At 46.1% G+C, this 24,581-nt stretch carries 22 protein-coding genes; 16 read left to right on the forward strand and 6 right to left on the reverse strand.

From position 1 onward, the window contains the following. The first annotated feature begins 232 nt into the window (after positions 1 to 232). The 3 genes from R7P69_RS03600 (at position 233) to R7P69_RS03610 (ending at position 3,296) form a co-directional block, all read left to right on the forward strand. Positions 233 to 547, forward strand: coding sequence for a hypothetical protein (locus tag R7P69_RS03600; protein WP_104976547.1), 315 nt, complete (start codon positions 233 to 235; stop codon positions 545 to 547). Between the two features lie 165 nt (positions 548 to 712). Further along, positions 713 to 2,026, forward strand: coding sequence for a methyl-accepting chemotaxis protein (locus tag R7P69_RS03605; RefSeq protein WP_158173131.1), 1,314 nt, complete (start codon positions 713 to 715; stop codon positions 2,024 to 2,026). A gap of 391 nt (positions 2,027 to 2,417) precedes the next feature. Then, on the forward strand, positions 2,418 to 3,296 hold the full coding sequence (locus R7P69_RS03610; RefSeq protein WP_047100918.1) for a DMT family transporter: 879 nt from the start codon (positions 2,418 to 2,420) through the stop codon (positions 3,294 to 3,296). 46 nt (positions 3,297 to 3,342) lie between these two features. Here R7P69_RS03610 and R7P69_RS03615 read toward each other — a convergent pair whose 3' ends face one another. The 5 genes from R7P69_RS03615 to R7P69_RS03635 all read right to left on the reverse strand — a co-directional run bounded on the left by R7P69_RS03615 (position 3,343) and on the right by R7P69_RS03635 (position 8,360). Further along, positions 3,343 to 4,251 carry a hydroxymethylglutaryl-CoA lyase gene (locus tag R7P69_RS03615; RefSeq protein WP_085568956.1) on the reverse strand — a complete coding sequence of 303 codons (909 nt, stop codon included), beginning with the start codon at positions 4,249 to 4,251 and terminating at the stop codon, positions 3,343 to 3,345. Beyond that, entirely contained in the window at positions 4,251 to 5,090 is an 840-nt protein-coding gene (locus tag R7P69_RS03620; protein ID WP_238952562.1) for an enoyl-CoA hydratase-related protein, read from the reverse strand. The genes R7P69_RS03615 and R7P69_RS03620 overlap by 1 nt, the downstream gene beginning before the upstream one ends. Before the next feature lie 29 nt (positions 5,091 to 5,119). Further along, positions 5,120 to 6,724: a carboxyl transferase domain-containing protein gene (locus R7P69_RS03625; RefSeq protein WP_238952563.1), complete on the reverse strand. Its 1,605-nt coding sequence runs from the start codon at positions 6,722 to 6,724 to the stop codon at positions 5,120 to 5,122. Positions 6,725 to 6,749: 25 nt separating this feature from the next. Next, positions 6,750 to 7,919 carry an isovaleryl-CoA dehydrogenase gene (locus R7P69_RS03630; protein ID WP_005375766.1) on the reverse strand — a complete coding sequence of 390 codons (1,170 nt, stop codon included), beginning with the start codon at positions 7,917 to 7,919 and terminating at the stop codon, positions 6,750 to 6,752. Between the two features lie 66 nt (positions 7,920 to 7,985). Continuing rightward, entirely contained in the window at positions 7,986 to 8,360 is a 375-nt protein-coding gene (locus R7P69_RS03635) for a MerR family transcriptional regulator (RefSeq protein WP_017821195.1), read from the reverse strand. 275 nt (positions 8,361 to 8,635) lie between these two features. Between R7P69_RS03635 and R7P69_RS03640 the strand changes: the two genes are divergently transcribed. The 13 genes from R7P69_RS03640 (at position 8,636) to R7P69_RS03700 (ending at position 23,573) form a co-directional block, all read left to right on the forward strand. Further along, a complete protein-coding gene (locus R7P69_RS03640) occupies positions 8,636 to 9,847 on the forward strand; it encodes a thiolase family protein (protein ID WP_005375769.1) in 1,212 nt (403 codons plus the stop codon). 23 nt (positions 9,848 to 9,870) lie between these two features. After that, complete coding sequence (locus tag R7P69_RS03645; RefSeq protein ID WP_064369191.1) at positions 9,871 to 11,364, forward strand: CoA-acylating methylmalonate-semialdehyde dehydrogenase; 1,494 nt, start codon at positions 9,871 to 9,873, stop codon at positions 11,362 to 11,364. 19 nt (positions 11,365 to 11,383) lie between these two features. Continuing rightward, complete coding sequence (locus tag R7P69_RS03650; RefSeq protein ID WP_238952564.1) at positions 11,384 to 12,538, forward strand: acyl-CoA dehydrogenase family protein; 1,155 nt, start codon at positions 11,384 to 11,386, stop codon at positions 12,536 to 12,538. Positions 12,539 to 12,576: 38 nt separating this feature from the next. Further along, positions 12,577 to 13,362: an enoyl-CoA hydratase gene (locus R7P69_RS03655; RefSeq protein ID WP_005375773.1), complete on the forward strand. Its 786-nt coding sequence runs from the start codon at positions 12,577 to 12,579 to the stop codon at positions 13,360 to 13,362. An 8-nt stretch (positions 13,363 to 13,370) separates the two neighbouring features. Continuing rightward, complete coding sequence (locus tag R7P69_RS03660) at positions 13,371 to 14,510, forward strand: enoyl-CoA hydratase/isomerase family protein (protein WP_238952565.1); 1,140 nt, start codon at positions 13,371 to 13,373, stop codon at positions 14,508 to 14,510. A gap of 11 nt (positions 14,511 to 14,521) precedes the next feature. Next, positions 14,522 to 15,427 carry a 3-hydroxyisobutyrate dehydrogenase gene (mmsB, locus tag R7P69_RS03665; RefSeq protein ID WP_053307783.1) on the forward strand — a complete coding sequence of 302 codons (906 nt, stop codon included), beginning with the start codon at positions 14,522 to 14,524 and terminating at the stop codon, positions 15,425 to 15,427. A gap of 110 nt (positions 15,428 to 15,537) precedes the next feature. Further along, the gene (locus R7P69_RS03670; RefSeq protein WP_005375778.1) at positions 15,538 to 16,296 is read left to right on the forward strand and encodes an SDR family oxidoreductase; all 759 of its coding nucleotides are present in this window, start codon (positions 15,538 to 15,540) and stop codon (positions 16,294 to 16,296) included. 798 nt (positions 16,297 to 17,094) lie between these two features. Next, positions 17,095 to 17,976, forward strand: coding sequence for a ubiquinol oxidase subunit II (gene cyoA, locus R7P69_RS03675; RefSeq protein WP_005388604.1), 882 nt, complete (start codon positions 17,095 to 17,097; stop codon positions 17,974 to 17,976). Between the two features lie 5 nt (positions 17,977 to 17,981). Beyond that, the gene (gene cyoB, locus R7P69_RS03680) at positions 17,982 to 20,018 is read left to right on the forward strand and encodes a cytochrome o ubiquinol oxidase subunit I (RefSeq protein WP_005375781.1); all 2,037 of its coding nucleotides are present in this window, start codon (positions 17,982 to 17,984) and stop codon (positions 20,016 to 20,018) included. Beyond that, the gene (gene cyoC, locus R7P69_RS03685) at positions 20,008 to 20,610 is read left to right on the forward strand and encodes a cytochrome o ubiquinol oxidase subunit III (protein WP_005375782.1); all 603 of its coding nucleotides are present in this window, start codon (positions 20,008 to 20,010) and stop codon (positions 20,608 to 20,610) included. The genes cyoB and cyoC overlap by 11 nt, the downstream gene beginning before the upstream one ends. Beyond that, positions 20,610 to 20,921 carry a cytochrome o ubiquinol oxidase subunit IV gene (gene cyoD, locus R7P69_RS03690; protein ID WP_005375783.1) on the forward strand — a complete coding sequence of 104 codons (312 nt, stop codon included), beginning with the start codon at positions 20,610 to 20,612 and terminating at the stop codon, positions 20,919 to 20,921. Before cyoC ends, cyoD begins: the two co-directional genes overlap by 1 nt. Next, positions 20,882 to 21,796: a heme o synthase gene (gene cyoE, locus R7P69_RS03695; protein ID WP_033906955.1), complete on the forward strand. Its 915-nt coding sequence runs from the start codon at positions 20,882 to 20,884 to the stop codon at positions 21,794 to 21,796. Before cyoD ends, cyoE begins: the two co-directional genes overlap by 40 nt. A gap of 670 nt (positions 21,797 to 22,466) precedes the next feature. Further along, complete coding sequence (locus R7P69_RS03700; RefSeq protein ID WP_025767668.1) at positions 22,467 to 23,573, forward strand: NADH:flavin oxidoreductase; 1,107 nt, start codon at positions 22,467 to 22,469, stop codon at positions 23,571 to 23,573. An 80-nt stretch (positions 23,574 to 23,653) separates the two neighbouring features. On the opposite strand, the gene R7P69_RS03705 is transcribed toward R7P69_RS03700, so the two are convergent. After that, entirely contained in the window at positions 23,654 to 24,544 is an 891-nt protein-coding gene (locus R7P69_RS03705) for a LysR family transcriptional regulator (RefSeq protein WP_005375788.1), read from the reverse strand. Positions 24,545 to 24,581 lie beyond the last annotated feature (37 nt).

The raw sequence follows: 24,581 nt of genomic DNA on the forward strand, positions 1-24,581 counted from the left end.
TTAACCTTCATATGTTGAAGCTAGACAATTGAATACATGTCGTTTAAAGCATAGTTGCTGTGGTGAGAGATAGAAGCGTCCGAGGGAAGGAAGTTATGAAACTTAGGAGTGGGCACAATGTTGGACACATAATGTAATCTCTGGTGTCATGCGTTATTACCTCATTGCCTCATTTCTGATCGTGACGAATCGACTGATGAGGTGGTGATTCATCACCTTCACGGCAAACTGAATGAGCGAATACCACAACGTATTGATACTGGGCAAATCGATGCGTTTGTTGCTCCGTGCGTTGTTAATAGAAATCCAAGCGAATAAGGAGTGGGTAATCGCTCAAAAGTCGGGTGGAAAAGCGGTAAAACGGCGAAAATTATTGGAACTAAGTCAAAGCCCTTTTTTGATGAAAAGGCTTATTGATCTGAACACACCAATTTTCCATATAAGTAAATCCACAAATACAAATCTAAAGCTGGCGATAAAGAGCTTTAATATTGATAAATATATAAACAGCTTGGGCGCTGAAGAAATTTCAGTATACTGCGCTTAGGTTACACTGGAGAAAAAATCGCCGTATTCCCAGCGAGAATCCTTTTATAAGAAATAGAAATCGCGTTTGAATATGCAACCAAACGATTTTGCCGCTTGCAGTTTATTCGGTATACAAATAATAAACCTTTGACTAGTCCGAAGGTCGGTCAAATGAGAGAAAGTCATGTTTTTTAATAAGTCGCTTCAACAAGAAAATCAACGATTAAAGCAGGAGTTGCAAATCCTGCAGCAAATCCAAACCAGTTTAGATGAAGAGATGATCCGCTTAACATTGGATAGTAAAGGCCTCATTACTTCTGCAAATACCAAACTACAGCAAGAACTTTTCTTACATGATGATGAGATCTTAACGAAATCAATTACTGAATTGGTACCGTCAAATTCGCGCAATACAGACCACTTTCATCGAATGAAGAAAGCCGTCCAAGATAAAGTGTTCTGGAATGGGGCATTGCAAGTACAGAAAGGTAATGGTGAGGAAGCCTGGTTAAGAACGATTATCCAGCCTGTTTTAAATGAGCGCAGAGAAGTAGAAAGCTTTTTTGTTTTTGCTTCTGAACTTACGCGAACGATCAAATCATCCCGTGAGCAAGAGGACATGCTAAATGCATTAAGTCGTTCTATGGCGGTGATTGAGTTCACATTAGATGGCCATGTTTTAAAAGCCAACGATAATTTCCTAAACACAATGGGTTATACGCTTGATCAGATTCAAGGGAAGCATCATCGCATGTTTTGTGATCAGGAAGAGTCGAGCTCTCAAGCTTACCGTGAGTTTTGGCAACGTTTAGCAAAAGGGCAATTTTCATCAGAGCGATTCAAACGAGTTAACCGTTATGGTGAAGAGGTGTGGCTAGAGGCTTCATATAACCCTATCCATAACGACAGAGGAGAGCTCTACAAGGTCGTTAAGTTCGCGACAGATATTACCCAGCAGGTGATGCAGGAACAGAAAATGGCCCAGGCTGCGCAATTGGCGAACGAAATCTCCCAAGAAACTGGTACACAAACCCTGCAAGGGCAAGAGGTTATAGGCTCAACGTTAGAAAAGATGCAGATACTTTCCGAGCAAATGCAGCAAGCGAACACCGCGATTGACGAGCTTAAAGCGCACTCATCGCGTATTAGCGAGTTGGTAAATAGCATCAGTGGTATCGCTGACCAAACTAACTTATTGGCGTTAAATGCGGCGATAGAAGCGGCTCGTGCGGGTGAGCATGGTAGAGGTTTTGCCGTTGTTGCTGATGAAGTCAGACAGCTTGCTACAAGAACCAATGCAACCACCGATGAAATTGTCACAATGGTCAGTGAAAACCTACAGCGAACAGATAACGCAGTTAAGCTGATCGCTAAATGCCAAAAAGAAGCACTAGATACGCTAGAGCTCTCTGAAAAAGCAGGCAATGTGATGAATGAAATACAAGATGGCGCTAGCCGTGTTGTAGAGGCCGTGGAGCAATTTAACCGCTCGTTGTAGTTAATCAATAGGTTTTCATTGTAGGGGCGATGGGTAAAAAGCAATTCACCTTATTCAACCTGTATTGAGGAGCGTTGAAGTCGCAATACTACTCCTGCCGCAGTCAAGTTAAGCGTTTTGAAGGAGGGGTAGTTCGACACCCCGTACAGGTTTTAGCCAGTTTGCTTGCTGTATAGAATGCTAAAGTAATTTAGTATGCGAAAAGGCTTGCCTTAAGACTTTGCCTGCATTTAATGTATCTAGAAGCAGAACTTCAATCTGCGTGACAACAATACAGGAGAGGATCGGGCTTTCACTTTTTCGCTCGACACAAACCCCTTTCAAATTTACACAGTAGCGCAGTAAAACTCTCTTGCTGCGCTATTGTGTGTTCCATATTTTGTGAGTACTTATGTTTAACTCAGAACGCAAAGCGACGGTTATTCTGGTTGCGACGACGATGATCGCGGCACTTGGCTGGATATTCTCTAAGGAAACAATACAGGGTTTACCACCTTTTGGCTTTATTGGGGCGCGATTTACAATCGCTTCGCTCTGCTTGCTGCCTCTATGTTACCGACCTTTGCTGAAAGCAAACTTAAAAGATGTGTTATCTGCTAGTGGTGTCGGACTCCTGTTAGGCAGTGCCGTTATGACATGGATTTACGCCATTTCTATCAGTGATACTCTCGGGGAAGGCGCATTTATCATGAGCCTTTCCATGCTGTTTGTGCCGATTGTTGCATGGGTTATGTTTCGTCAACGACCACAACGAATTTTCTGGCTTTCTTTGCCTATCGCTGTATTAGGTCTCGCTTGTCTTTCTTTAGTTGGTGGCTGGAAACAATCGGCCAGTCAATTGTGGTTTCTTGGTGCAGCACTGGTTTTGGCGCTTCATTTTAATGTGAACAGCAAATACTCTCAAAAACTACCAGTGTTGCTGCTTACTTGCGTGCAACTTTTTTCAGCAGGTTGTTTAGGTTTGTTGGTTTCATTTTTTATGGAATCTTTCCCGGCAGAGGTGGACTCCTCTATTTGGTGGTGGTTTGCGTTGAGTACCTTATTAGCGACGAGCTTGCGTTACGTAATGCAAACCATGGGGCAAAAATTTGTTCAGGCAGGTAACGCTGCTCTAATTATGATATTAGAACCAGTTTGGACGGTTATTCTGAGCGTGCTGTGGTATGGCGAAGTGCTAACGGCAAATAAACTAGTAGGTTGTGTGCTTATCTTATTTTCTCTAATTATTTATCGTACTGGCGGGCGGTTTCGCTTCCCAACTCGAAAGTAGAGCAAATTAACTTGGGTTGGGAGAATTTGAGGTGCCGGATGGCCTTCTACGAAAGTGATAATACGCGGTTACGCAATGCTAATGACACTTTTGATGTAGGCTGCCGACCCAGCTCTTCGCTGATCATCCAGCCAGCTTTAGCCAGTAGCTCTAAGTCGATCCCCGTTTCTATTCCTAACCCTTGGCATAAATATAGTACATCCTCCGTTGCGACATTTCCTGATGCGCCATGAGCGTATGGACATCCACCCAGCCCAGCGACACTGCTGTCGATGGTATTGATGCCCATACTCAAGGCTTGATGAATGTTGGTGAGAGCTTGTCCCCATGTATCGTGGAAATGGACAGCAAGCTGGGGAAGAGGTGCAACCAACATGACGGCTTCCAGCATAGCAGCAATTCGATTTGGCGTGCCTGTGCCGATTGTATCGCCTAGAGATACTTCATAGCACCCTAAATCGATGAGCGATTTGGTCACGCTCGCCACCTGTTTAGGGGCTGTTGGACCGTCGTAAGGGCAATCTGCAACGCAGGATAGATAACCTCGAACAGGGATGCTGTGTTTGGTGGCTAATCGCATTACAGGCTCGAAGCGAGTTAAACTTTCTGCAATCGAGCAATTGATATTGTGTTGGCAGAATCCTTCTGATGATGAAGTGAAAATTGCGACCTGATTGGCACCAGCCTCCAAGGCTTGTTCGAAGCCTTTTAGGTTTGGTGTCAGGGCAGAATAAGTAACATGATTTCGCCTTGTTATTGCTTTCATGACCTCTGTTGAGTCCGCCATTTGTGGCACCCATTTGGGCGAAACAAAAGAGCCCGCCTCAATATGCGTTAGCCCAGTATCAGAGAGTAAGTTGATCAACCGGATTTTAGTCTGGGTCGCAACAGGAGATTCATTTTGCAATCCATCTCGTGGACCTACTTCGACAATATTTACTTTGGAAGGCAGCATTACTTGTCCTGTGATTTGGTTACCCAACTTGGGCTTCGTTTTTCAAGAAACGCTTGCAGCCCATCTTGACCTTGGGGTGATGCTCTAATGTCCGCAATGAGCTTGCTAGTATAGTGAATCAGTTGTTGATCGATGGGGTTTTGATGACATTGATGGCAGAGAGTTTTCGCTTTACGCATCGCATCTGGGCTATTAAGTAGCAACGTCTTGATTACACTATCGACCGCATTTTCAAGCTGTTTGGCTTCTTTCACTTCGTGCACAATACCAAACCGTTCGGCATCTTCGGCTGAAATGACTTCACCACTTAAGATATAGCGTCTAGCTTGTCTATTCCCCATCGCGCGCATGACGTAAGGCGCAATGGTCGCTGGAACTAAACCAAGCTTAACTTCACTTAAGCAAAATTTGGCACTTTGGCTTGCGATGGCGATATCACTACAACAAATCAACCCTAAAGCACCACCATAAGCGGAACCTTGAACAACTGCGATGGTGGGTTGAGGGAACGAATCTAATGTTTCCATGAGTCTTGCCAAGTTTTGGGCATCAACGAAGTTATCTTGCCTCGTGCTGTCGGCCATCGACTGCATCCAATTCAAATCGGCCCCGGATGAAAAGTGCTTGCCGTTACTTCTTAATACCAAGCACCGCACATCCGTTCGTAAAGCGAGATAATCTAGGCGGTGGATCAGCAAGTCGATCGTACAAGCGTCAAAAGCATTGTGTTTAGCTGTTCTGTTTAGGGTAATGGTCGCTACGCCATTATCATCGACATGCCAAAGAACATCATCTTGCCTTTGGGCGTTGGGAATAATGCTTGGTTGCATTTCCTGCATACTAACTTCCTTAATTCATCTTTGGATGTTTACATTCTGAAGACGCCAAACTCGCTATCAGGAATGGGGGCATTTAATGCTGCCGTTAACGCTTGACTCAACACCTGACGCGTTTTTTTAGGGTCAATAATTCCGTCATCCCATAGCCGAGCACTCGCAAAATAGGGATGTCCTTGTGTTTCATACAAGTCTATGATCGATTCTCTAAAAATGTGCTCTTCTTGCTCTGACCACGCTTCCCCCTGACGTTCCTTCGCGTCTTTTCGAACTTGTGTTAAAACGCCTGCTGCTTGTTCTCCGCCCATCACAGAAATACGCGCGTTCGGCCACATCCACATCATGGTTGGATCATACGCTCGGCCGCACATGCCGTAATTACCAGCGCCGTACGATCCACCGATGATCACGGTAAACTTCGGCACGTCAGCACAAGCGACGGCCATCACTAACTTGGCGCCATGTTTTGCGATGCCTTCTTCTTCAACCTTTTTTCCGACCATAAAGCCGGTAATGTTTTGGAGAAAGAGAAGCGGTATTTTCCGTTTGGCGCACAGCTCAATAAAGTGCGCGCCTTTTTGTGCCGATTCAGAAAACAAGATACCGTTGTTTGCCACAATACCAATCAAGTGTCCTTGAATACGAGCGAAGCCACACACTAGCGTTCTGCCGTACAAGGATTTGAATTCGTCGAAATCAGAATCATCGACGATGCGGGCAATAATTTCTCGAACGTCGAATGACAGTCGTAAGTTGGCATTCACAATTCCGTAGATTTCTTCTGCGTCGTAGCGGGGAGGAAGCACGGTGTTTTCTGGCTTAACAGGTCTTGTTCTATTGGCATTGGCAATGGCTTCTCTCGCAAGCATTAGGGCATGTTCATCATTTTCAGCGTAATAATCTGCGACACCAGATTTTCGACAATGCACGTCTGCACCGCCGAGCTCTTCACCCGTCACGACTTCGCCAGTGGCCGCTTTCACCAAAGGTGGCCCCGCCAAAAAAATGGTGCCTTGCTCTTTAACCATAATGGAGACATCCGCCATGGCAGGAACGTACGCGCCCCCAGCAGTGCAAAGCCCCATCACAACAGCAACTTGGGGGATGCCTTTCGCCGACATTCTCGCTTGGTTAAAGAAAATGCGACCAAAGTGTTCTTTATCGGGGAAGACGTCGGACTGATGAGGGAGATTTGCGCCACCGGAGTCCACCAAGTACACGCAGGGGAGTTGGCAACGTTGGGCTATCTCTTGCGCTCTAAGGTGTTTTTTTACCGTGAGTGGGTAGTAGGTTCCGCCTTTTACCGAAGCATCGTTGGAGATGACCATGCATTGAATTCCCTCTATGATACCAATGCCGGCGATAACGCCAGCACAGGGGATCGCTTCGTCATACACTTGCCAGGCGGCAAACTGGCTGATTTCAAGAAAGTCAGTGTTGTCATCAAGCAAGCGCGCGATGCGTTCTCGTGCGGGGAGTTTTCCTTTTTGCCTCTGGTGCTGAATGGCTTTTTCACCGCCGCCCTGTTTGATGGTCTCGATGTGTTGATTAAGTTGAGTGACCAACGTTTCCATCGCAGCTTTATTGGAAAGAAATAACTCGTCAGTTGGCTTAGTTTTACTTTTGATAATGGCCATAATGACTTCCTTGTCGTATGTTCCGTTAGCGAGATTCTTCGAACAGCTCTCGGCCTATTAACATGCGGCGAATCTCAGAGGTACCCGCGCCGATTTCATAAAGCTTTGCATCACGTAGCAAACGACCAGCAGGGTATTCATTGATGTAGCCATTCCCACCGAGCAGTTGTATTGCATCGAGTGCCATTTGTGTGGCGAGTTCTGCACTGTACAAAATCGCGCCAGCGGCGTCTTTGCGTGTTGCGTTACCTCGATCACAAGCCGCTGCGACGGTATATACATAAGCTTTTGCTGCACTCATTCGAGAGTACATATCGGCGATCTTGCCCTGAACTAACTGAAACTCGCCAATGGGTTTTCCAAACTGCTCTCGTTCATGTACGTACGGGACCACGATGTCCATGCAAGCTTGCATTATCCCGAGTGGTCCGGCAGCGAGGACGACGCGCTCGTAATCCAGCCCACTCATTAACACCTCGACGCCTTGATTCAACTCGCCAAGAATATTCTCTTTTGGCACTACGCAATGGTTAAATACAAGTTCGCAAGTATTCGAGCCTCTCATGCCTAGCTTGTCCAGCTTTTGAGCATGAGTGAAACCTGCGAAGTTACGTTCAATAATGAATGCGGTAATGCCACGTGAACCTGCGCTGACATCCGTTTTAGCGTAAAGCACCACTACGTCAGCATCGGGCCCGTTTGTTATCCACATTTTGTTGCCATTCAGTACAAAATGGTCGCCCTTGTTCTCCGCTTTCAGTTGCATGCTTATCACGTCTGAACCTGCATTGGGCTCACTCATCGCTAGGGCGCCAACGTGCGTACCATCAATGAGTTTTGGAAGGTATTTTTCACGTTGAGAAGGCGTGCCGTTACGAAAGATTTGGTTGACGCACAGGTTAGAATGAGCGCCGTAGCTTAAAGCGACAGACGCAGAGGCACGGCTGATTTCTTCCATGGCAACAACATGAGCGAGGTATCCCATGCCTGCACCACCAAGCTCTTCATCGACGGTCACACCAAGCAACCCCATTTCTCCCAACAAAGGCCATAAATGATTCGGGAACTGGTTATCGCGGTCTATCTCAGCGGCGATGGGCGCAATATGTTCCGTAGCAAAGGCATTAACGTGTTCTCGGAGCATATCGATGGTATCACCAAGTCCGAAATTGAGTGGGGTATAGGTGCTTTTCATAACGTCTCCCGGTATCAGAGGTAAGGTGGAAAAGCCGGTAGCGGTGTTGCTAATTGAGTATAGCGTTTATGTCTGCTTGCTTTTGAGTGTTTGAATACAACGCTCCTTAGCGGCATTCAACTCTGCCATAACGACGCTGATGTCGTTGAGTTGTTGCTGTAGGACGGCTTGTTTCTCTTCAATGATATTGAGCATTTTCAACAACTGTCCTTCGGTTTGTTGCATGTCGTAGAGCTCGAAAAGTTCACGAATTTCTGCCAACGAAAAACCGAGTCGTTTCCCTCTTAAAATCAGTTTGAGGCGAATTCTATCCCTGCGTTGATAAACGCGCATATTGCCTTTTCGCTCTGGTTCAATCAGACCCACGTCTTCATAAAACCGGATACTGCGAGTAGTAATATCAAACTCCTTGGCGAGGTCACTGATCTTGTATTTTTCCATAACATACTTACCTCGAATAAAAATCCAGTTTCTGGAAATCGAACCTTTAATGGGAAGGTCGAACATCAACTTTGAAATATAAACGCCTGCTTGGTGTGTTTTTTCATCTCATTGTAAAGGCTAGTGCTATGCTTACGTAAACGTCAAGAAATCGCGGAATGAAAGTTTGCTAGTGAAAAAGGCGATAAAGGCTGGTGCGGCGCTTGGTGAGTAATTCTATGTAGGGTGTCATCAGTCTGCCAAGTGTTCACATATACCTTAAGGGAATGCGAATCATGGGAAAAGACATCTGGATTGTCAGCGCGAAAAGAACGCCAATTGGGCGCTTTCAAGGCAAGTTGCAAACTTACTCTGCTCCTCAATTAGGCGCACTGGCGATCAAGGCGGCAATGCACGAAGTGAATGTGACTTCGGTGGATGAAGTGTTCATGGGATGTGTGCTTCCAGCAGGGTGTGGACAAGCTCCTGCGAGGCAAGCATCTATGGGGGCAGATCTTCCTTTGGGTGTAGGGTGCACCACCATTAACAAAGTGTGTGGCTCTGGCATGAAGAGCGTCATGTTAGCGCACGATCTCATTAAAGCTGGAACGATTCGCTCTGCCATTGCTGGTGGTATGGAAAGTATGACCAATGCGCCGTATTTGCTGAGGGAGGCGAGAAAGGGAATGCGTATGGGGCACCAGTCTGCGTATGACCACATGTTTCTCGATGGGCTACAAGATGCTTACGAAGGGCACTTAATGGGTGTTTATGCTCAGCAAGTCGCTGACAGGCTTAAGTTCACCAGAGAGCAAATGGATGAATGGGCCGTGATGTCGGCAAAACGTGCGTTGGAAGCTCAAGAGCGAGGCTTGTTTGCCGATGAACTTTCGCCGGTTTCACTCAATACCAAGTCAGAACAAGCGGTGCTGGACTACGATGAGCACCCACGCTCGATTGACCTTGGTAAAATTCCTCAACTCAAACCTGCATTCGATGAAAAAGGTACGGTGACCGCTGCTAATTCGAGTGCCATTTCAGATGGCGCGGCGGCTCTTGTGCTTATGGATGAAGACACTGCGCGTCATCAGGGGCTTAAACCACTTGCGATCATCAAGGCGCACTCTACACATGCCAGAAAACCTGCAGAATTTACTTTGGCACCCGTCTACGCAATTGAGCAACTGCTGTTCCAGCTAGATTGGTCAATTTATGAAGTGGACCTGTGGGAAATCAATGAAGCCTTTGCCGTTGTGACACAAATAGCGGTGGCGGAACTTGGACTAGATACGAGCAAAGTAAATATTAAAGGTGGAGCTTGTGCGCTTGGGCATCCGATAGGGGCTAGTGGCGCACGAATTCTGGTGACATTGATTCACAGTTTGCGTCAGCTACAAGCGCTAGGCACCAATGGTGATCTCGAAGCCAAAAAAGTGATGCGGGGTGTTGCGTCACTTTGTATCGGTGGTGGAGAAGCCACGGCGATAGGCATTGAAATACCGCTTTAATTGAAATTAGAAAGGAGTAAATGATGACTCGTTTGGTTCCCTTGTTTATTGGTGGCGAGTTTCGTGAATCTCAAACATCGGATTGGGTTGAGGTAACCAATCCCGCCACTAATGATGTCATTGCGTACGTTCCATGTTCCACAGAGCACGAGATGGAAGCCGCCATTGATAATGCGAAAGAGACATTCCAATCTTGGAAGGAAGTGGCAATATCCGAGCGTGCCCGAGTTATGCTGCGTTATCAGCACTTGCTCAAAGAGCATCATGATGAGCTTGCCACACTGCTTTCTCATGAAACGGGTAAGATTTTAGCGGATGCCAAAGGCGATGTGTGGCGTGGTATCGAGGTGGTTGAGCAGGCTGCAAACATTGCCAGCAATATTATGGGAGAAACCGTCGAAAACGTTGCCACGGATATTGATAGTTACTCAATGATTCAGCCCCTAGGTGTGTGTTGCGGCATTACGCCGTTTAACTTTCCAGCCATGATTCCGTTGTGGATGTTCCCAATCGCTATCGCTGCGGGCAATACGTTTGTGCTCAAACCCTCCGAACAAGTGCCATTGACCTCTATTCGTTTAGCTGAACTATTTGAGCAAGCTGGCGCGCCGAAAGGAGTGTTGCAGGTCGTTCATGGCCGCAAAGAGCAAGTCGACTTTCTTCTGGCTCATCCTGATATTCGAGCGGTGTCATTTGTTGGCTCGGTTCCCGTTGCCCGTTATATCTACACTACAGGGACTAAACATTTTAAACGGGTTCAAGCTTTTGCTGGTGCAAAGAATCACATGGTGATCATGCCTGATGCAAACAAAGATCAAGTGGTGAATAACCTAATCGGAGCCTCCGTAGGGGCTGCGGGGCAGCGTTGTATGGCAATTTCTGTTGCGGTATTTGTCGGCGATTCAAAACAATGGATTGCAGACCTGAAACTGGCGATGGCGAAAGTACACCCAGGGCCTTGGGATGATGAACAGGCTGCTTATGGCCCACTGATCAGTGAGCAAGCCAAGCAACGCGTATTGGACCTAATCGAAGATGGCAAACAACAAGGCGCAGTGTGTGAACTCGATGGCAGTCAGTGTGAAGTGGACGGCTTTCCCGATGGAAACTGGATTGGCCCAACCTTGTTTAGCGGTGTAACAGCGAACATGTCGATTTACACGCAAGAGATATTTGGCCCTGTTTTAGTTTGTATGGAAGTCGAAACGTTGCAAGAGGCCATTGAGTTAGTGAATCGCAACCCTTACGGCAACGGAACTTCTATATTTACCGCTAATGGCGCTGCTGCGAGAAAATATCAGCATGACATTCAAGTCGGTCAAGTTGGGATTAATGTGCCAATTCCAGTCCCTTTACCATTTTTCTCCTTTACTGGTTGGAGAGGCAGTTTCTATGGTGATTTACATGCGTATGGTAAACAAGCGGTACGTTTTTATACCGAGACTAAAACGGTGACGGCACGTTGGTTTGATGACGATATTCCGACGGGGCCCAATCTGACCATCCAACTGCGCTGAGTGAATAAAAGGAGCTTTTATGGACTTTGAACTTAATGAAGATCAACGTGCATTTGCTGATACCGCTCAGCAATTTGCCGATGAGTGTTTAGCACCGATGGCGGCGGAGTGGGATGAAAAGCAGATCTTCCCCAAAGACGTATTGAGAGAGGCGGGGGAACTGGGGTTTCTCAGTCTCTACACTCCAGAAGAACATGGCGGCTTAGGGTTAAGCCGTTTGGATGCGTCAATTATCTTTGAACAACTGGCCATGGGATGTACGTCCACTACGGCGTTTATGACGATTCACAACATGGTCAGTTGGATGATAGCCAGTTTTGCTACCGATGAAGCCAAAACGCAGTTCTGTCCGAAATTAGTTACGGGGGAGTGGTTAGGCTCCTATTGCTTAACCGAGCCTAATGCGGGATCGGATGCCGCTTCGTTGGCCACAACCGCGAGCAAAAAAGGTGATACTTACGTGTTGAATGGTGGCAAAACCTTTATCTCTGGCGCAGGAGAGACAGATGTTTTGGTCGTGATGGCGCGAACCGGAGAAGCGGGTGCCAAAGGCGTGTCCGCATTTGTTATTCCTGCTCACGCTGATGGTATCAGCTATGGGCGCAAAGAACCCAAAATGGGTTGGAACAGCCAACCAACACGAGCGGTTACTTTTGAAAATGTCGTTATTCCAGCTAGCCATTTACTGGGCGAAGAAGGGCAAGGTTTTGTCTTTGCGATGAAAGGGCTTGATGGAGGGCGTATAAATATTGCGACCTGTTCCGTCGGTACGGCTCAACAGGCCCTTGAACGGGCGGCACGGTACATTCAAGAACGTAAGCAGTTCGGCAAGTCGCTTGCGCAGTTTCAAGCCTTACAATTCAAATTGGCAGACATGGCAACAGAGCTAGTGGCTGCGCGGCAGTTAGTGCGCTATGCCGCCAGTAAACTCGACCGAAATGACCCGGATGCCACGGCTTATTGCGCGATGGCAAAACGGTTCGCAACTGATGTGGGCTTTCAGGTTTGCGACCAAGCGCTGCAGCTTTATGGCGGCTATGGTTACATCAAAGAGTATCCAATGGAGCGTCATTTCAGAGATGTGCGTGTGCATCAAATTCTGGAGGGAACGAACGAAATCATGCGCTTGATCATCGCGCGCCGTTTGCTCTCTGAGGAATCGGCCTTGCTGTAGCGAAGTATTGGATTTGCTCATTGAGAAAGGATTCAGATATGCCATTAACCCAAACTGCCATTCAACATACGATCGCTAATCACGTTGCGCTGGTGACGATGAACAACCCGCCAGCCAATACGTGGACAGCAGAGAGTCTCAAGGCACTGAAATCGCTGATACTCACACTTAACGATGATAACCAGGTTTATTCACTGGTTTTAACTGGCAGTGGAGAAAAGTTTTTCTCTGCTGGTGCGGATCTCAAGTTGTTTTCTGACGGTGACAAAGCGGTTGCGTCAGACATGGCGCGATGCTTTGGTGAAGCCTTTGAAACGCTCTCGGAATTTCGTGGTGTTTCCATTGCCGCCATTAATGGTTACGCCATGGGCGGAGGGTTAGAAGTGGCATTAGCTTGTGATATTCGAGTCGTTGAAGAGCAAGCGGTACTTGCTTTACCAGAAGCCAAAGTCGGACTTTTGCCCTGTGCTGGTGGTACCCAAAACCTCACAGCGTTAGTGGGGGAAGGCTGGGCAAAGCGCATCATTTTATGTGGAGAGCAAGTCAGCGCTGACAAAGCAAAAGAACTAGGCCTAGTTGAGGAGTTGGTTCCCAAAGGCGAAGCTTTAAGTAAAGCGCTGGAGCTTGCTGAATCTGTTGCGAACCAGTCACCATCTTCTGTCGCCGCATGTAAGGCGCTCATTCAAAATATGCGCTCTGCGCCACTTAAGCACGGCTTAATGAAAGAGCGAGAGTTGTTTCTGAATCTTTTTGATACGGAAGATCAAGTCGAGGGTGTTCGCGCCTTTTTAGAAAAACGCCCACCGCAATGGAAAAACCGATAGGAGGCCACATGGCAGGGATGGTAACCATCAGTGAAATAGAGTGCTTAGATGGCGTGCACCGCATTGGTATCGCAACGTTAGACAACACCGCTTCATTGAATGCATTGACGTATGACATGTTAGTCCAACTTAACGATCAGCTTATCAAGTGGCAAGACGATCCGCATGTGACTTGTGTGGTACTCACTGGCGCTGGAGAAAAAGCATTCTGTGCTGGTGGTGATGTTCGAGCTATGTATCACGTCATGCATAACGAGAGTAAAGAAAAAATCGTAGAGTACTGTACGGACTATTTCTCGTTGGAGTATGAGTGTGACTATCTCATTCACACTTACAACAAACCCATTATCGGTTGGGGAGAAGGTATTGTCATGGGCGGTGGGATGGGGCTTTTTATGGGAACCAGCCATAAAGTTGTGACAACAACATCACGCCTTGCTATGCCAGAAATCAATATTGGACTGTATCCTGATGTGGGAGGTACGTGGTTTTTAAGCCAGATAGATCCGCAAGTGGGTTTATTCCTCGGATTGACAGGTTCAATGGTTAATTCAAGTGACGCTGTCACTATTGGTTTGGCCGATTGGTTACTGTTGGAAGAGCAGTATCCCACCTTACTGGATGAGCTGAAGCGGCTCCAGTGGGGCAAAGAAGATGCGAAAGAGTTGGTAACTGCACTACTACAGTTAATGGAAGAACAAGTTATTGATAGCAAACCAACCACGCAAATTTGTCCATACTTAGATCAGATAGAGGAAGCGTGCAAAGGCTTTGATCTTAATACGATAGCACAGCGAATCATGGCTATCGACGGGAACAGTCAGTGGATAGAAAACGCGAAACAAACGTTCGCCGCAGGCAGTCCGATCACCGCGCATATTTGCTTCAGACAAGTGAAAGAATACCACAGCTTACCACTTGCAGGTTGCTTCCGCTTGGAGCTGAGTTTATCGGTTCGCAGTGCCTTATTAGGTGAGTTTAAAGAGGGCGTCCGTTCTCGGCTTATTGACCGGGATGGCGAACCTAACTGGATGTTTAACAATGTCAGTGAAGTCGATGAAGATATCATCGATACCTTGTTTACCTCACTTTGGCCGGATGACGAACATCCGCTTGCTGATTTGGGTGAACAAACACTAGGTCAATAAGGAGAATGATCATGAGTACCATCGCATTTATCGGTTTAGGAAGAATGGGGCATCCGATGGCGCAAAACTTATTAGCGTCTGGATTTAACGTGCAAGTATTTGATGTCGATAGCGAAGCGGCAAAGCAACTTGCACCTTTTGGTGCGGTGGTGGCGAGCTCTATCGAGGAAGTCGTGGATGGTGCAAGCACGGTCATCACGATGCTACCAGCAGGATCTCACGTTCGTTCCGTGTATCTTGGCGACTTACACGGCGGCGTAGGTGTCCTCAATCTTGTCTCGCCAAGTACCTTGATGATTGATTGTTCAACCATTGATCCGGACTCTGCGCGATTAGTCGCCAATGAAGCGGCAAATAAACGTGTGTTGTTTGTCGACGCGCCCGTTTCGGGAGGCGTTGCTGGCGCGAAAGCGGCGACATTAACCTTTATTGTTGGTGGTTCGGATCAAGCGTTTTCTAAAGCCAATGCGATTTTGCAGTATATGGGAAAAAATGTTTTCCATGCTGGCAAAGCAGGCGATGGTCAAATGGCGAAAATCTGTAACAACCTTATGCTCGGCATTTTAATGTCTGGTACGTGCGAGGCATTAAACCTAGGTATCGATCATGGACTCGATCCAAAAGTGCTATCAAACATCATGCTGCAAAGCTCTGGCCGAAATTGGGCATTGGAGCTTTACAATCCTTGCCCAGGCGTGATGGACAGTGCGCCAGCCAGTCACGATTACCAACCGGGCTTTATGAGCAAACTCATGCTGAAAGATCTCGGCTTGGGGTTAGATGCGGCGTTACAAACACATTCTTCGGTTCCGATGGGGTCGTTAGCGCGCAACTTATATTCTTTCCACAACGCGAGCGGCCACGGCGAACTCGATTTCTCAAGCTTATTTGAGTTATACAAGAGTAAGAAAGGCTAGACCGAGTTTTGTGACAAACCAGCCCGAGATGGTGACGTAAAACGCGCATCATTTCGGCCAACTTAGACTGGTTGAGATAGAGAACATTACGAGCTATGGAGTGCACCAATATGGACATAAAAAGTAGTGTTATTGCCATTACAGGAGCAGGGCAGGGGCTTGGGCAAATGATGGCCATTACCCTTGCTCAAGCTGGCGCTGATTTAGCGTTGTTGGATGTAAACGCCAGTGGCTTAATGGAAACACAAGAGCAGTGTCGAATGCTGAGTGCGAAAGCGTTGACATATCAAGTGGATGTTACCAACGAAATCGACGTTGAAACCACGTTTGAAGCGATTATCCAAGATTTTGGTCAACTCAATGGGTTAGTCAATAACGCTGGCGTGTTAAGAGATGGGTTACTTGTAAAAGCAAAAGATGGCGTGATCAGTAAGATGTCTTTGGATCAATTCAACTTGGTCATGAACGTTAACGTGACAGGAACATTTTTGTGTGGGCGTGAAGCTGCCGTCAAGATGATTGAGAGTGGCTCCCAAGGCGTTATCATCAATATTTCTAGTGTTGCGAGAGCAGGGAATATCGGACAAACCAATTATTCTGCATCTAAAGCGGCGGTCGCGACCATGGCGACAACATGGGCCCGTGAGCTCGCAAGATACGGTATTCGCGCGGCGGCGGTTGCACCAGGTGTAGTACATACCGCGATGGCAGAGCAAATGAAACCCGAAGCCATAGAGCGATTAGAAAAGATGATCCCAGTTGGCAGGATGGGCGAAACAAGCGAAATCGCGCATGCAGTAAAATACATTATTGAGAGTGATTACTTTACTGGCAGGGTTTTAGAAGTGGATGGCGGTATTCGTATGTAAGTGACCACTTAAATAAGGCTCTGATAGACCTGAATAATAAGTTTCTTTCCATTTCAACATTTTCTATGTTGTGGAGTGCTAATTCTGCGCAACCCAAATGTATTTACAACTTATGTTTGGATTTACCTTGAGAATGATTTCTCGCAATCCAATAAAGAGATGTAAATACCACTCAAATATTAAGTGAAATCATTAATTTGATGCTGATCACACTTTTGGTTTTTTAGTTTCCGCTTCTCATTAAGGCTATCTGCGTAAATGAAGTTGATAGTCAGTCTCATCAATTTTAAGTTTCAACTATTTGTTTTTAAATAATTAATTGTTGAAGCACGAGAAATTCGTGTTGAGGTTAATATTCGATTTAAAGTGTGTAACTTCCATTAATGGAAGGTTAGTTTCCAGTTGTGGCTAATGAGCTTTAACTTTTTACTCCTCATAATGCGCCAAATGTAACATAGTGTTTCAAAGTGTAACAATAAACTCACACTAAGAGTGTGGTTTTGATCTCCACTCAATTCCGTTTTGTTTCGCTCTGAGCCCGACGTTACTCATGCTCAACACATAAACATTCTAATGACTATAACAACTGGTTCTTGGCTTGATACCAATCGTATCGTAGCAAATAACGGTTCATTCTAGCTGGTTAAATGCTTGATGACGAAGTTGAAAAATTGTAAGTAGAATAACTACTTATCGAAGTTTTTTCTTGTTCTCATACATTACCTCTGCGCTATTTGTGAGCTTTTATTTACTTTGATTGGCATCTGCTTTGAAACCAGACAACCATCGAGAAAGTTAATGGAAGCCTCAAGATATAAACGCATCTTGTCGAGGGGAAGTTTGGCGTCCGTCATACTTATGCTCTCAGGATGTAATTCAGCTTTACTTGACCCCAAAGGTGCCATTGGTGTGCAAGAAAAAGAGTTAATTATTACTGCTCTTTTGCTGATGTTGATCGTTGTAATCCCTGTGATTTTAATGACGATTTACTTCGCTTACCGATACCGCGCCTCTAACACTGAAGAAGAGTACGCACCCGAGTGGTCACACTCGACCAAAATCGAAGTGGTGGTATGGACAATTCCAATCATCATCATTGCGATTCTTGCGACGATCACATGGCGTTCAACTCATGAACTAGAGCCATCCAAACCTTTGGAAAGTGATGTTAAACCAATGACCATCGAAGTGGTGTCACTCGATTGGAAATGGTTGTTCATATATCCAGAAGAAAACATTGCGACGGTGAACTATGTGGCGTTCCCGAAAGACGTGCCAGTGCAGTTCAAACTGACTTCGGACAACATCATGAACGCGTTTTTCATCCCTCGCTTAGGTACACAGATCTACGCGATGCCAGGAATGGTAACCAAGCTCAACCTGATAGCGAACCACGAAGGTGACTACAAGGGTTTTGCATCGAACTACAGCGGCGAAGGCTTTTCGCAAATGAAGTTCACAGCTTCAGCAATGTCTGATCGTGCTGCGTTCCTAAATTGGGTGCAGAAAGTGAAGGCGAGCCCTGATCGTATTGAAGATTGGGAGCAATACAGCTCACTGGCAGCGCCAAGTATCGCAGAGCCAGTCACTTTGTTCTCTAGCGTTCCTCCGTTCTTGTTCACCGACGTTGTGACTCAGCATCCTGGTTCAATGAACTGTTTGCCTGAAAACCAAGGATAATCGTAATGTTTGGAAGATTAACTCTTGATTCAGTTCCATTCCACGAACCTATTATCGTCATCACCCTAGCGGTTGTGGCGCTGGTTGGTTTAGCCGTAGTTTACGCGGTGACCAAAGCCGGAAAGTGGCAATATTTGTGGAATGAATGGTTTACTTCAGTAGACCATAAAAAACTTGGCTTCATGTACATCGCAGTAGCGATGGTGATGCTTGTTCGTGGTTTTGCTGACGCAGTCATGATGCGTAGTCAGCAACTCCTTTCTTCTGCGGGTGAAGCAGGTTACTTGCCACCGCATCACTACGATCAAATTTTTACTGCCCACGGCGTGATCATGATCTTTTTTGTAGCGATGCCATTGGTCATTGGTTTGATGAACATCATCGTGCCATTGCAGATTGGTGCACGTGACGTGGCTTTCCCGTATCTGAATAACTTGAGCTTCTGGCTGTTTGTTGTTGGTGTCATCCTAACAAACATGTCTCTCGGCTTAGGTGAATTTGGTCGTACAGGTTGGCTAGCGTATCCGCCGCTTTCAGGTATTGAGGCAAGCCCAGGAGTCGGGGTCGACTATTGGATTTGGGCGCTGCAGATATCAGGTGTTGGTACGACGTTAACAGGCGTGAACTTCTTCGCGACCATTTTGCGTATGCGTACACCGTCTATGCCAATGATGAAGATGCCAGTTTTCACTTGGGCGTCTCTGTGTGCAAACATTTTGATCATCATTTCATTCCCAATCCTAACGGTGACTATCGCTCTGCTTACGCTGGATAGATACCTAGGCATGCACTTCTTTACCAATGATCTTGGCGGCAACGTAATGATGTACGTCAACCTGATTTGGGCTTGGGGTCACCCAGAAGTGTACATTTTGATCTTGCCAATTTTTGGTGTGTTCTCAGAAGTCACCGCAACCTTCTCACGTAAAAAGTTGTTCGGTTACACATCGCTAGTTTGGGCTACCGTAGTTATCACGATTCTTGCCTTTGTTGTTTGGCTACACCACTTCTTTACGATGGGGTCTGGCGCGAACGTAAATGCCTTCTTCGGTATTGCCACGATGATCATTTCTATCCCAACAGGGGTGAAGATCTTCAACTGGCTATTCACCATGTACAAAGGCCGCATCCGCTTTACGACGCCAATGATGTGGACGGTGGGTTTCCTGATCACCTTTACTGTTGGTGGTATGACGGGCGTACTAATGGCTGTTCCGGGTGCAGATTTCGTTCTGCATAACTCAGTATTCCTTATCGCTCACTTCCACAACGTTATCATCGGTGGTGTGGTGTTTGGATGTTTCGCTGCGATCACTTACTGGTTCCCGAAAGCGACCGGTTTCACCATGAATGAAACTTGGGGCAAACGTGCGTTCTATCTTTGGATTATTGGTTTCTTAATGGCGTTCCTACCGCTTTATGCGCTGGGCTTTATGGGGATGACTCGTCGTTTAAGCCAAGACATCAACCCAGAATACTTCCCACTGTTGTCGATTGCCGCAGCAGGTACGGTTGTGATTGCGCTGGGCGTATTGTCTCAGTTCATCCAAATTTACGTGAGTATCCGTGACCGCGAGCAAAATCGTGATTTAACTGGTGACCCGTGGGGTGGACGTACTCTTGAGTGGGCAACATCGTCTCCACCGCCGTTCTACAACTTTGCGCACCTACCAAAAGGTGATGTGCTGGATGCCTTCTGGTACCAGAAACAAAGTGGCGAGTTCGATCCAACTAAAGAAGTGGAATACGAACGTATTCATATGCCAAAAAACACGGCAACAGGCATCTACGTGTCGGCTTGGTCGCTCCTATTTGGCTTCGGCATGATTTGGTACATCTGGTGGCTAGCGGCGGCAAGTTTGGTCGGTATTATCGTGACGTGTATTCAGCATAGCTATAACGATGATGTGGATTACTACGTGGAAGTTGAAGAGATCAAAGCAATTGAGGCCGAACGTCGAGCTCAGCTTGAAGAAGCGAAGAAAAACTCAGTGAAAGACAGCGAAAGTAAAGATGATCTGGAGGTGACGTATGCAAACTAATATCGCAGCACATCACGACCATGATCACCACCATGACACGAATGGCAACAAGCTATTTGGCTTCTGGGTTTACCTGATGAGTGACTGTGTACTGTTTGCGACCTTGTTCGCGACATACGCTGTGCTGTCGAGCAATTCAATTGCGGGTCCAACAGGTAAAGACATTTTTGAACTCCCATTCGTGTTTGTCGAAACCATGCTGCTTCTGTTTAGCAGTATCACATTTGGTTTTGGCATTATCGCGATGAAGCGCAACAACGTTGCTGGTCTCAAACGTTGGATGTTAGTCACGTTCGCGCTTGGTCTTGGCTTTATCTGTATGGAGGTCTATGAGTTCCATCACCTGATTGAAGAAGGCTATGGGCCACAAACAAGTGCATTCCTATCGGCATTCTTTACGTTGGTTGGTACGCACGGCCTGCACGTAACCTTTGGTCTGATTTGGTTAGCGGTAGCGTATCATCAACTGTCGACGAAAGGTCTGAACGACAATATGGCAATGCGCTTTAACTGCTTAAGCCTATTCTGGCACTTTCTAGATATCGTTTGGATTTGTGTCTTTACCATCGTTTACTTACTGGGGGTAATGTAATGGATCAACATGTAGAAACCAGTTCGTCAGATTACGTGAAAGGCTTTATTGCCTCACTGATTCTGACGGTAATTCCGTTCTACTTTGTTTGGACGAAATCATTACCAGATACAACGACCTATGCGATTCTATTTGGATGTGCATTAGTGCAGATATTTGTTCACTTTAAATACTTCTTGCACATGGAAACAAAAACATCCGACGGACGTTGGAACCTTGTATCACTGATGTTTACCGCCATTGTTGTACTTATCCTTATCGCTGGCTCGGTATGGATCATCTACAACATGAACGTCAACATGAAGTTGTAGGTCAAGGTATGCTGAAAAGTTATTTGTCTATCACTAAACCGGGCATTATTTTCGGCAACCTGATTTCTGTTGCGGCGGGGTTCTTCCTCGCCGCAAAAACAGAACCAGCCAGTCTAATGCTGTTCGTTACGACGTTAGTTGGTGTTGGGTTAGTCATCGCTTCAGGTTGTGTGGTGAATAATATTTTCGATCGTGATATCGACCAAAAGATGGCACGTACACGAAATCGTGAAACAGTGAAAGGCAACATCAATATCGATATTGCGTTTGTTTATGCACTTGCTTTATTGCTGGTAGGAACCGCACTGTTATTTATCCGAGTGAACCCACTATCCGCTGTCGTCGTGTTGCTTGGCTACGTGTATTACGTGTTCTTTTACACGATGTGGTACAAACGTAACTCGGTGTATGGAACCTTAGTGGGAAGTATCTCAGGCGCAGTTCCGCCATTGGTGGGTTACTTAGCGGTAACAAACTTCATTAGCTTGGAAGCGATTTTACTCTTTACCATGTTTTGTCTCTGGCAAATGCCGCACTCGTATGCCATTGCCATGTTCCGCATGCAAGACTACCGAGAAGCCGGGATTCCCGTATTGCCAGTTAAAGAGGGCATTCATAAAGCTCATCGACACATGAAAGCGTATGTCGTGGCGTTTGGAGCAGCATCATTGGGGTTATTTTTACTAGGTGAAGCCGGGTATGAATACTTAGCGGTTGCAGCGGTTGTTTGCTTTATGTGGACGAAAGTGACCTTTCGCAGCATTGATGACAACAACTATATCGCTTGGTCAAAGTCGGTGTTTAAAGTCTCACTGCTAGTGGTGATGGGGATCAGTGGTGTGCTTGGTGTCGAGTTGATTCCTCTAGCTCTGTAACAACCAAACCTAAGCGTTTGCTAAGCGCCAATATCTTTTGCTGCTGAATGCATGAATGGCCTTACCTAGAAGTAAGGTCATTTAACTTTCTATTGTTCTTTATTTTCCCTGTTTTTCCTGCTCCTCCTCTAGCTTCACTATCACGTATTCATATCTAAAAGCAAAAACAACCAGTGTGTAAAACATAGTGAAGCACGTTTTCGCTGACGCGTAATAATGCCAAGAGATAGTGACTATTAAGCTAAAAAGTATAAACAGCGCAATAACTCTATTCGCCATATGAAAATTCAATATCGATAGTTTGTAATGTAAACATTTGGGGAGAGTGCTAGTTCCCATAGCAGCATACAAACTAACAATGTGAATGTTTGAGTTGAATCACCAGCTAGCGAAATACAAAAGTTTTACGACTGAAAGTGGGTAAGGAAGCACCTTAGCTCCAGTGAAATGAACACGATTAAGAATCATCCTTTTACATAATCTAAAAACTCACCAAACCTTAACCCAGATTAAAGTTTTGTCGTCTCCGAGGCATTAAGGTGCGCCTGTAGTTTGCAGGTCTCAAGGATTCAGAGAAGGAACAGCCATACATTGTGTATCGCTGTTCCTTTTTCGTTCTTGTTTACTTGCGAAAAGATAAAACATAAAGACAACTTTAAGAGGACTGGTTTTGAGCATTTTGTTTTCCGAAGCCCGAATTGGCAACATGACCCTAAAGAACCGTTTTGTGAGAAGCGCAACGTGGGAGAACATGGCGACCGAAGATGGTCACATGACGGTAAAGCTTTACGATATTTACGAAACGCTTGCGAAAGGGGAAGTTGGGCTTATTGTTACGGGTTATGCCAATATCGTTGAAGAAGAGAAACCCAACGCAGGTATGATGGGGATCTACAACGACTCTTTTATTGAAGAATACAAAAAGCTAACAGAGCTAGTACATCTACAAGATTCTAAAATCGTGATGCAAATTGCTTACGGTGGCACCAAAACCACCCATAACGTCGGTGAGCGTGTCATCTTCGCTCCGAGTGACGTGCCTGAGCGTGGTACAAATACGCAAGGCAAAGCGATGACAAAGGACGAAATAGACTACATCGTAAAGGCATTCGCATTGGCGAGTAAACGTGCTCAAGACGCTGGTTTTGACGGCGTAGAGATTCATGCGGCGCACACTTATTTAATTAACCAGTTTTTAAGCCCGTACTATAATCGTCGCGAAGACGAATATGGTGGTGACTTAGAAAATCGCATGCGCTTTCTTTTAGAAATTTATTCTGAAACCAGAAAGCTGGTTGGAAGCGAATTTCCCATCCTCGTTAAACTGACGGCAACAGAGTTCTTTGACGGCGGTTTAACGTTCAATGAAACTCGCGTCGTCTGCAAGAAACTTGAAGAAATAGGCGTTGATGCGATCATCGTATCTGGCAATGTTCACGGCAAAGCAAACGAACTTGTTGGTCAAACGTTCGATGGTTACACACTACAAGAAGAAGGTTACTTTCACGAATATGGTCACGTGATCAGTCAGGACGTTAGCATACCGGTGATTACTGTCGGCGGGCTGAGCGACATTGATGCGATTGAGAAAATTGCAGAAAACACAGGTATCCAATTTTTTGCTGTGTCACGCCCTTTATTGGCTGAGCCACAGTTGATCAAACGTTGGAAAGAAGGCAATCGCGCACCAGTAGATTGTGAACGTTGCTCAAAGTGTCGTACCAAGCGTGGTAACTTTTGCGTGGTGTATAAGAACCGAAATCGTCGCAAAAAATAGAACGAAGCGAATACACAAATACAAATTAGCCTCCACTCTGAATATGGAGGCTTTTAATTATCCGCATGTTAATCGAACCATTATTTATCTTCTTTTTGATAGTTTAAATAATGCACACAAAGATCGTGAAATGCTTTAGCTTGAGGCGAGATCGTGCGATCGGTTAACGTAAATATACCAATTTGCCTTTCAAGTGGTGGATCGATAAGCGGAATCCAAACCAAGCGTGTTTCATTGGTTGGGAAAGCAAGCTTCGGTAGGGTCGTGACACCAATCCCAAGTTCTAAGACAGAAAACAGTGAAGTAATATTTTCGACCGAATAGAGCGCTTGCTGACTCAGAGCTCTTGCTGGGGTTGGATCGAGAAGCGTACAAGTGCCGTTACGGATAAAGGGTTGTTCCAACAAAGTTTGCCACTCGATTCCTTCTGGATGACTTGCAATAGGGTTGTCCTTTAAACACACCACGCCTATTGGATCGGCTAACAGCGGCGTAAAGTCAATGCCGCCCTCATCGAGGTGAGAGGGGTTACCGAGCGCCAAGTCGACTTCACCGGAGAGTAAGCGAGCCTCGACGCCCGCCGCGTTATCATCGATCAAGCTTACTTCTACATTTGGATACTGCTCGCAAAAGGCACCCAACACGCTAGGGATGAGTTTCGCTGCAACAGAAGGAACGCTCGCAATTCGCACTCTCCCTTGCTGTCCGGCCGCGGCAGCTTTGAGATCGTTGTCCAGCGCACTGTAGATATTGAGAAACTGAACCACCTTGGGCAGACAAATTTCACCAAACGGGGTCAATTTGGTTTTGTTTCCGGGTTCAAACAGCGTTTGCCCTAGAATTTTTTCAAGCTCTTTTATCGATGTTGACAGTGCCGCCTGAGAACGATTTGCACGATGTGAAGCGGCTCGAAAGCCTCCTTCCTCGACTACCATCACAAAATGCATTAATTGTTGAAGCTTAATACTCATCCCTAATGCCTCTTAATCCCTTTATTTACGTTATTTT

The sequence above is a fragment of the Vibrio sp. 661 genome (assembly GCF_033339315.1).
GTDB lineage: Bacteria > Pseudomonadota > Gammaproteobacteria > Enterobacterales > Vibrionaceae > Vibrio > Vibrio alginolyticus.

Excerpts from the sequence above, each read along its gene's own strand:
- R7P69_RS03600 (WP_104976547.1), top strand. The coding sequence starts at position 233 with ATGAGCGAATACCACAACGTATTGATACTGGGCAAATCGATGCGTTTG.
- R7P69_RS03605 (WP_158173131.1), top strand. The coding sequence starts at position 713 with ATGTTTTTTAATAAGTCGCTTCAACAAGAAAATCAACGATTAAAGCAG.
- R7P69_RS03610 (WP_047100918.1), top strand. The coding sequence starts at position 2,418 with ATGTTTAACTCAGAACGCAAAGCGACGGTTATTCTGGTTGCGACGACG.
- R7P69_RS03615 (WP_085568956.1), bottom strand. The coding sequence starts at position 4,251 with ATGCTGCCTTCCAAAGTAAATATTGTCGAAGTAGGTCCACGAGATGGA.
- R7P69_RS03620 (WP_238952562.1), bottom strand. The coding sequence starts at position 5,090 with ATGCAGGAAATGCAACCAAGCATTATTCCCAACGCCCAAAGGCAAGAT.
- R7P69_RS03625 (WP_238952563.1), bottom strand. The coding sequence starts at position 6,724 with ATGGCCATTATCAAAAGTAAAACTAAGCCAACTGACGAGTTATTTCTT.
- R7P69_RS03630 (WP_005375766.1), bottom strand. The coding sequence starts at position 7,919 with ATGAAAAGCACCTATACCCCACTCAATTTCGGACTTGGTGATACCATC.
- R7P69_RS03635 (WP_017821195.1), bottom strand. The coding sequence starts at position 8,360 with ATGGAAAAATACAAGATCAGTGACCTCGCCAAGGAGTTTGATATTACT.
- R7P69_RS03640 (WP_005375769.1), top strand. The coding sequence starts at position 8,636 with ATGGGAAAAGACATCTGGATTGTCAGCGCGAAAAGAACGCCAATTGGG.
- R7P69_RS03645 (WP_064369191.1), top strand. The coding sequence starts at position 9,871 with ATGACTCGTTTGGTTCCCTTGTTTATTGGTGGCGAGTTTCGTGAATCT.
- R7P69_RS03650 (WP_238952564.1), top strand. The coding sequence starts at position 11,384 with ATGGACTTTGAACTTAATGAAGATCAACGTGCATTTGCTGATACCGCT.
- R7P69_RS03655 (WP_005375773.1), top strand. The coding sequence starts at position 12,577 with ATGCCATTAACCCAAACTGCCATTCAACATACGATCGCTAATCACGTT.
- R7P69_RS03660 (WP_238952565.1), top strand. The coding sequence starts at position 13,371 with ATGGCAGGGATGGTAACCATCAGTGAAATAGAGTGCTTAGATGGCGTG.
- mmsB (WP_053307783.1), top strand. The coding sequence starts at position 14,522 with ATGAGTACCATCGCATTTATCGGTTTAGGAAGAATGGGGCATCCGATG.
- R7P69_RS03670 (WP_005375778.1), top strand. The coding sequence starts at position 15,538 with ATGGACATAAAAAGTAGTGTTATTGCCATTACAGGAGCAGGGCAGGGG.
- cyoA (WP_005388604.1), top strand. The coding sequence starts at position 17,095 with ATGGAAGCCTCAAGATATAAACGCATCTTGTCGAGGGGAAGTTTGGCG.
- cyoB (WP_005375781.1), top strand. The coding sequence starts at position 17,982 with ATGTTTGGAAGATTAACTCTTGATTCAGTTCCATTCCACGAACCTATT.
- cyoC (WP_005375782.1), top strand. The coding sequence starts at position 20,008 with ATGCAAACTAATATCGCAGCACATCACGACCATGATCACCACCATGAC.
- cyoD (WP_005375783.1), top strand. The coding sequence starts at position 20,610 with ATGGATCAACATGTAGAAACCAGTTCGTCAGATTACGTGAAAGGCTTT.
- cyoE (WP_033906955.1), top strand. The coding sequence starts at position 20,882 with ATGGATCATCTACAACATGAACGTCAACATGAAGTTGTAGGTCAAGGT.
- R7P69_RS03705 (WP_005375788.1), bottom strand. The coding sequence starts at position 24,544 with ATGAGTATTAAGCTTCAACAATTAATGCATTTTGTGATGGTAGTCGAG.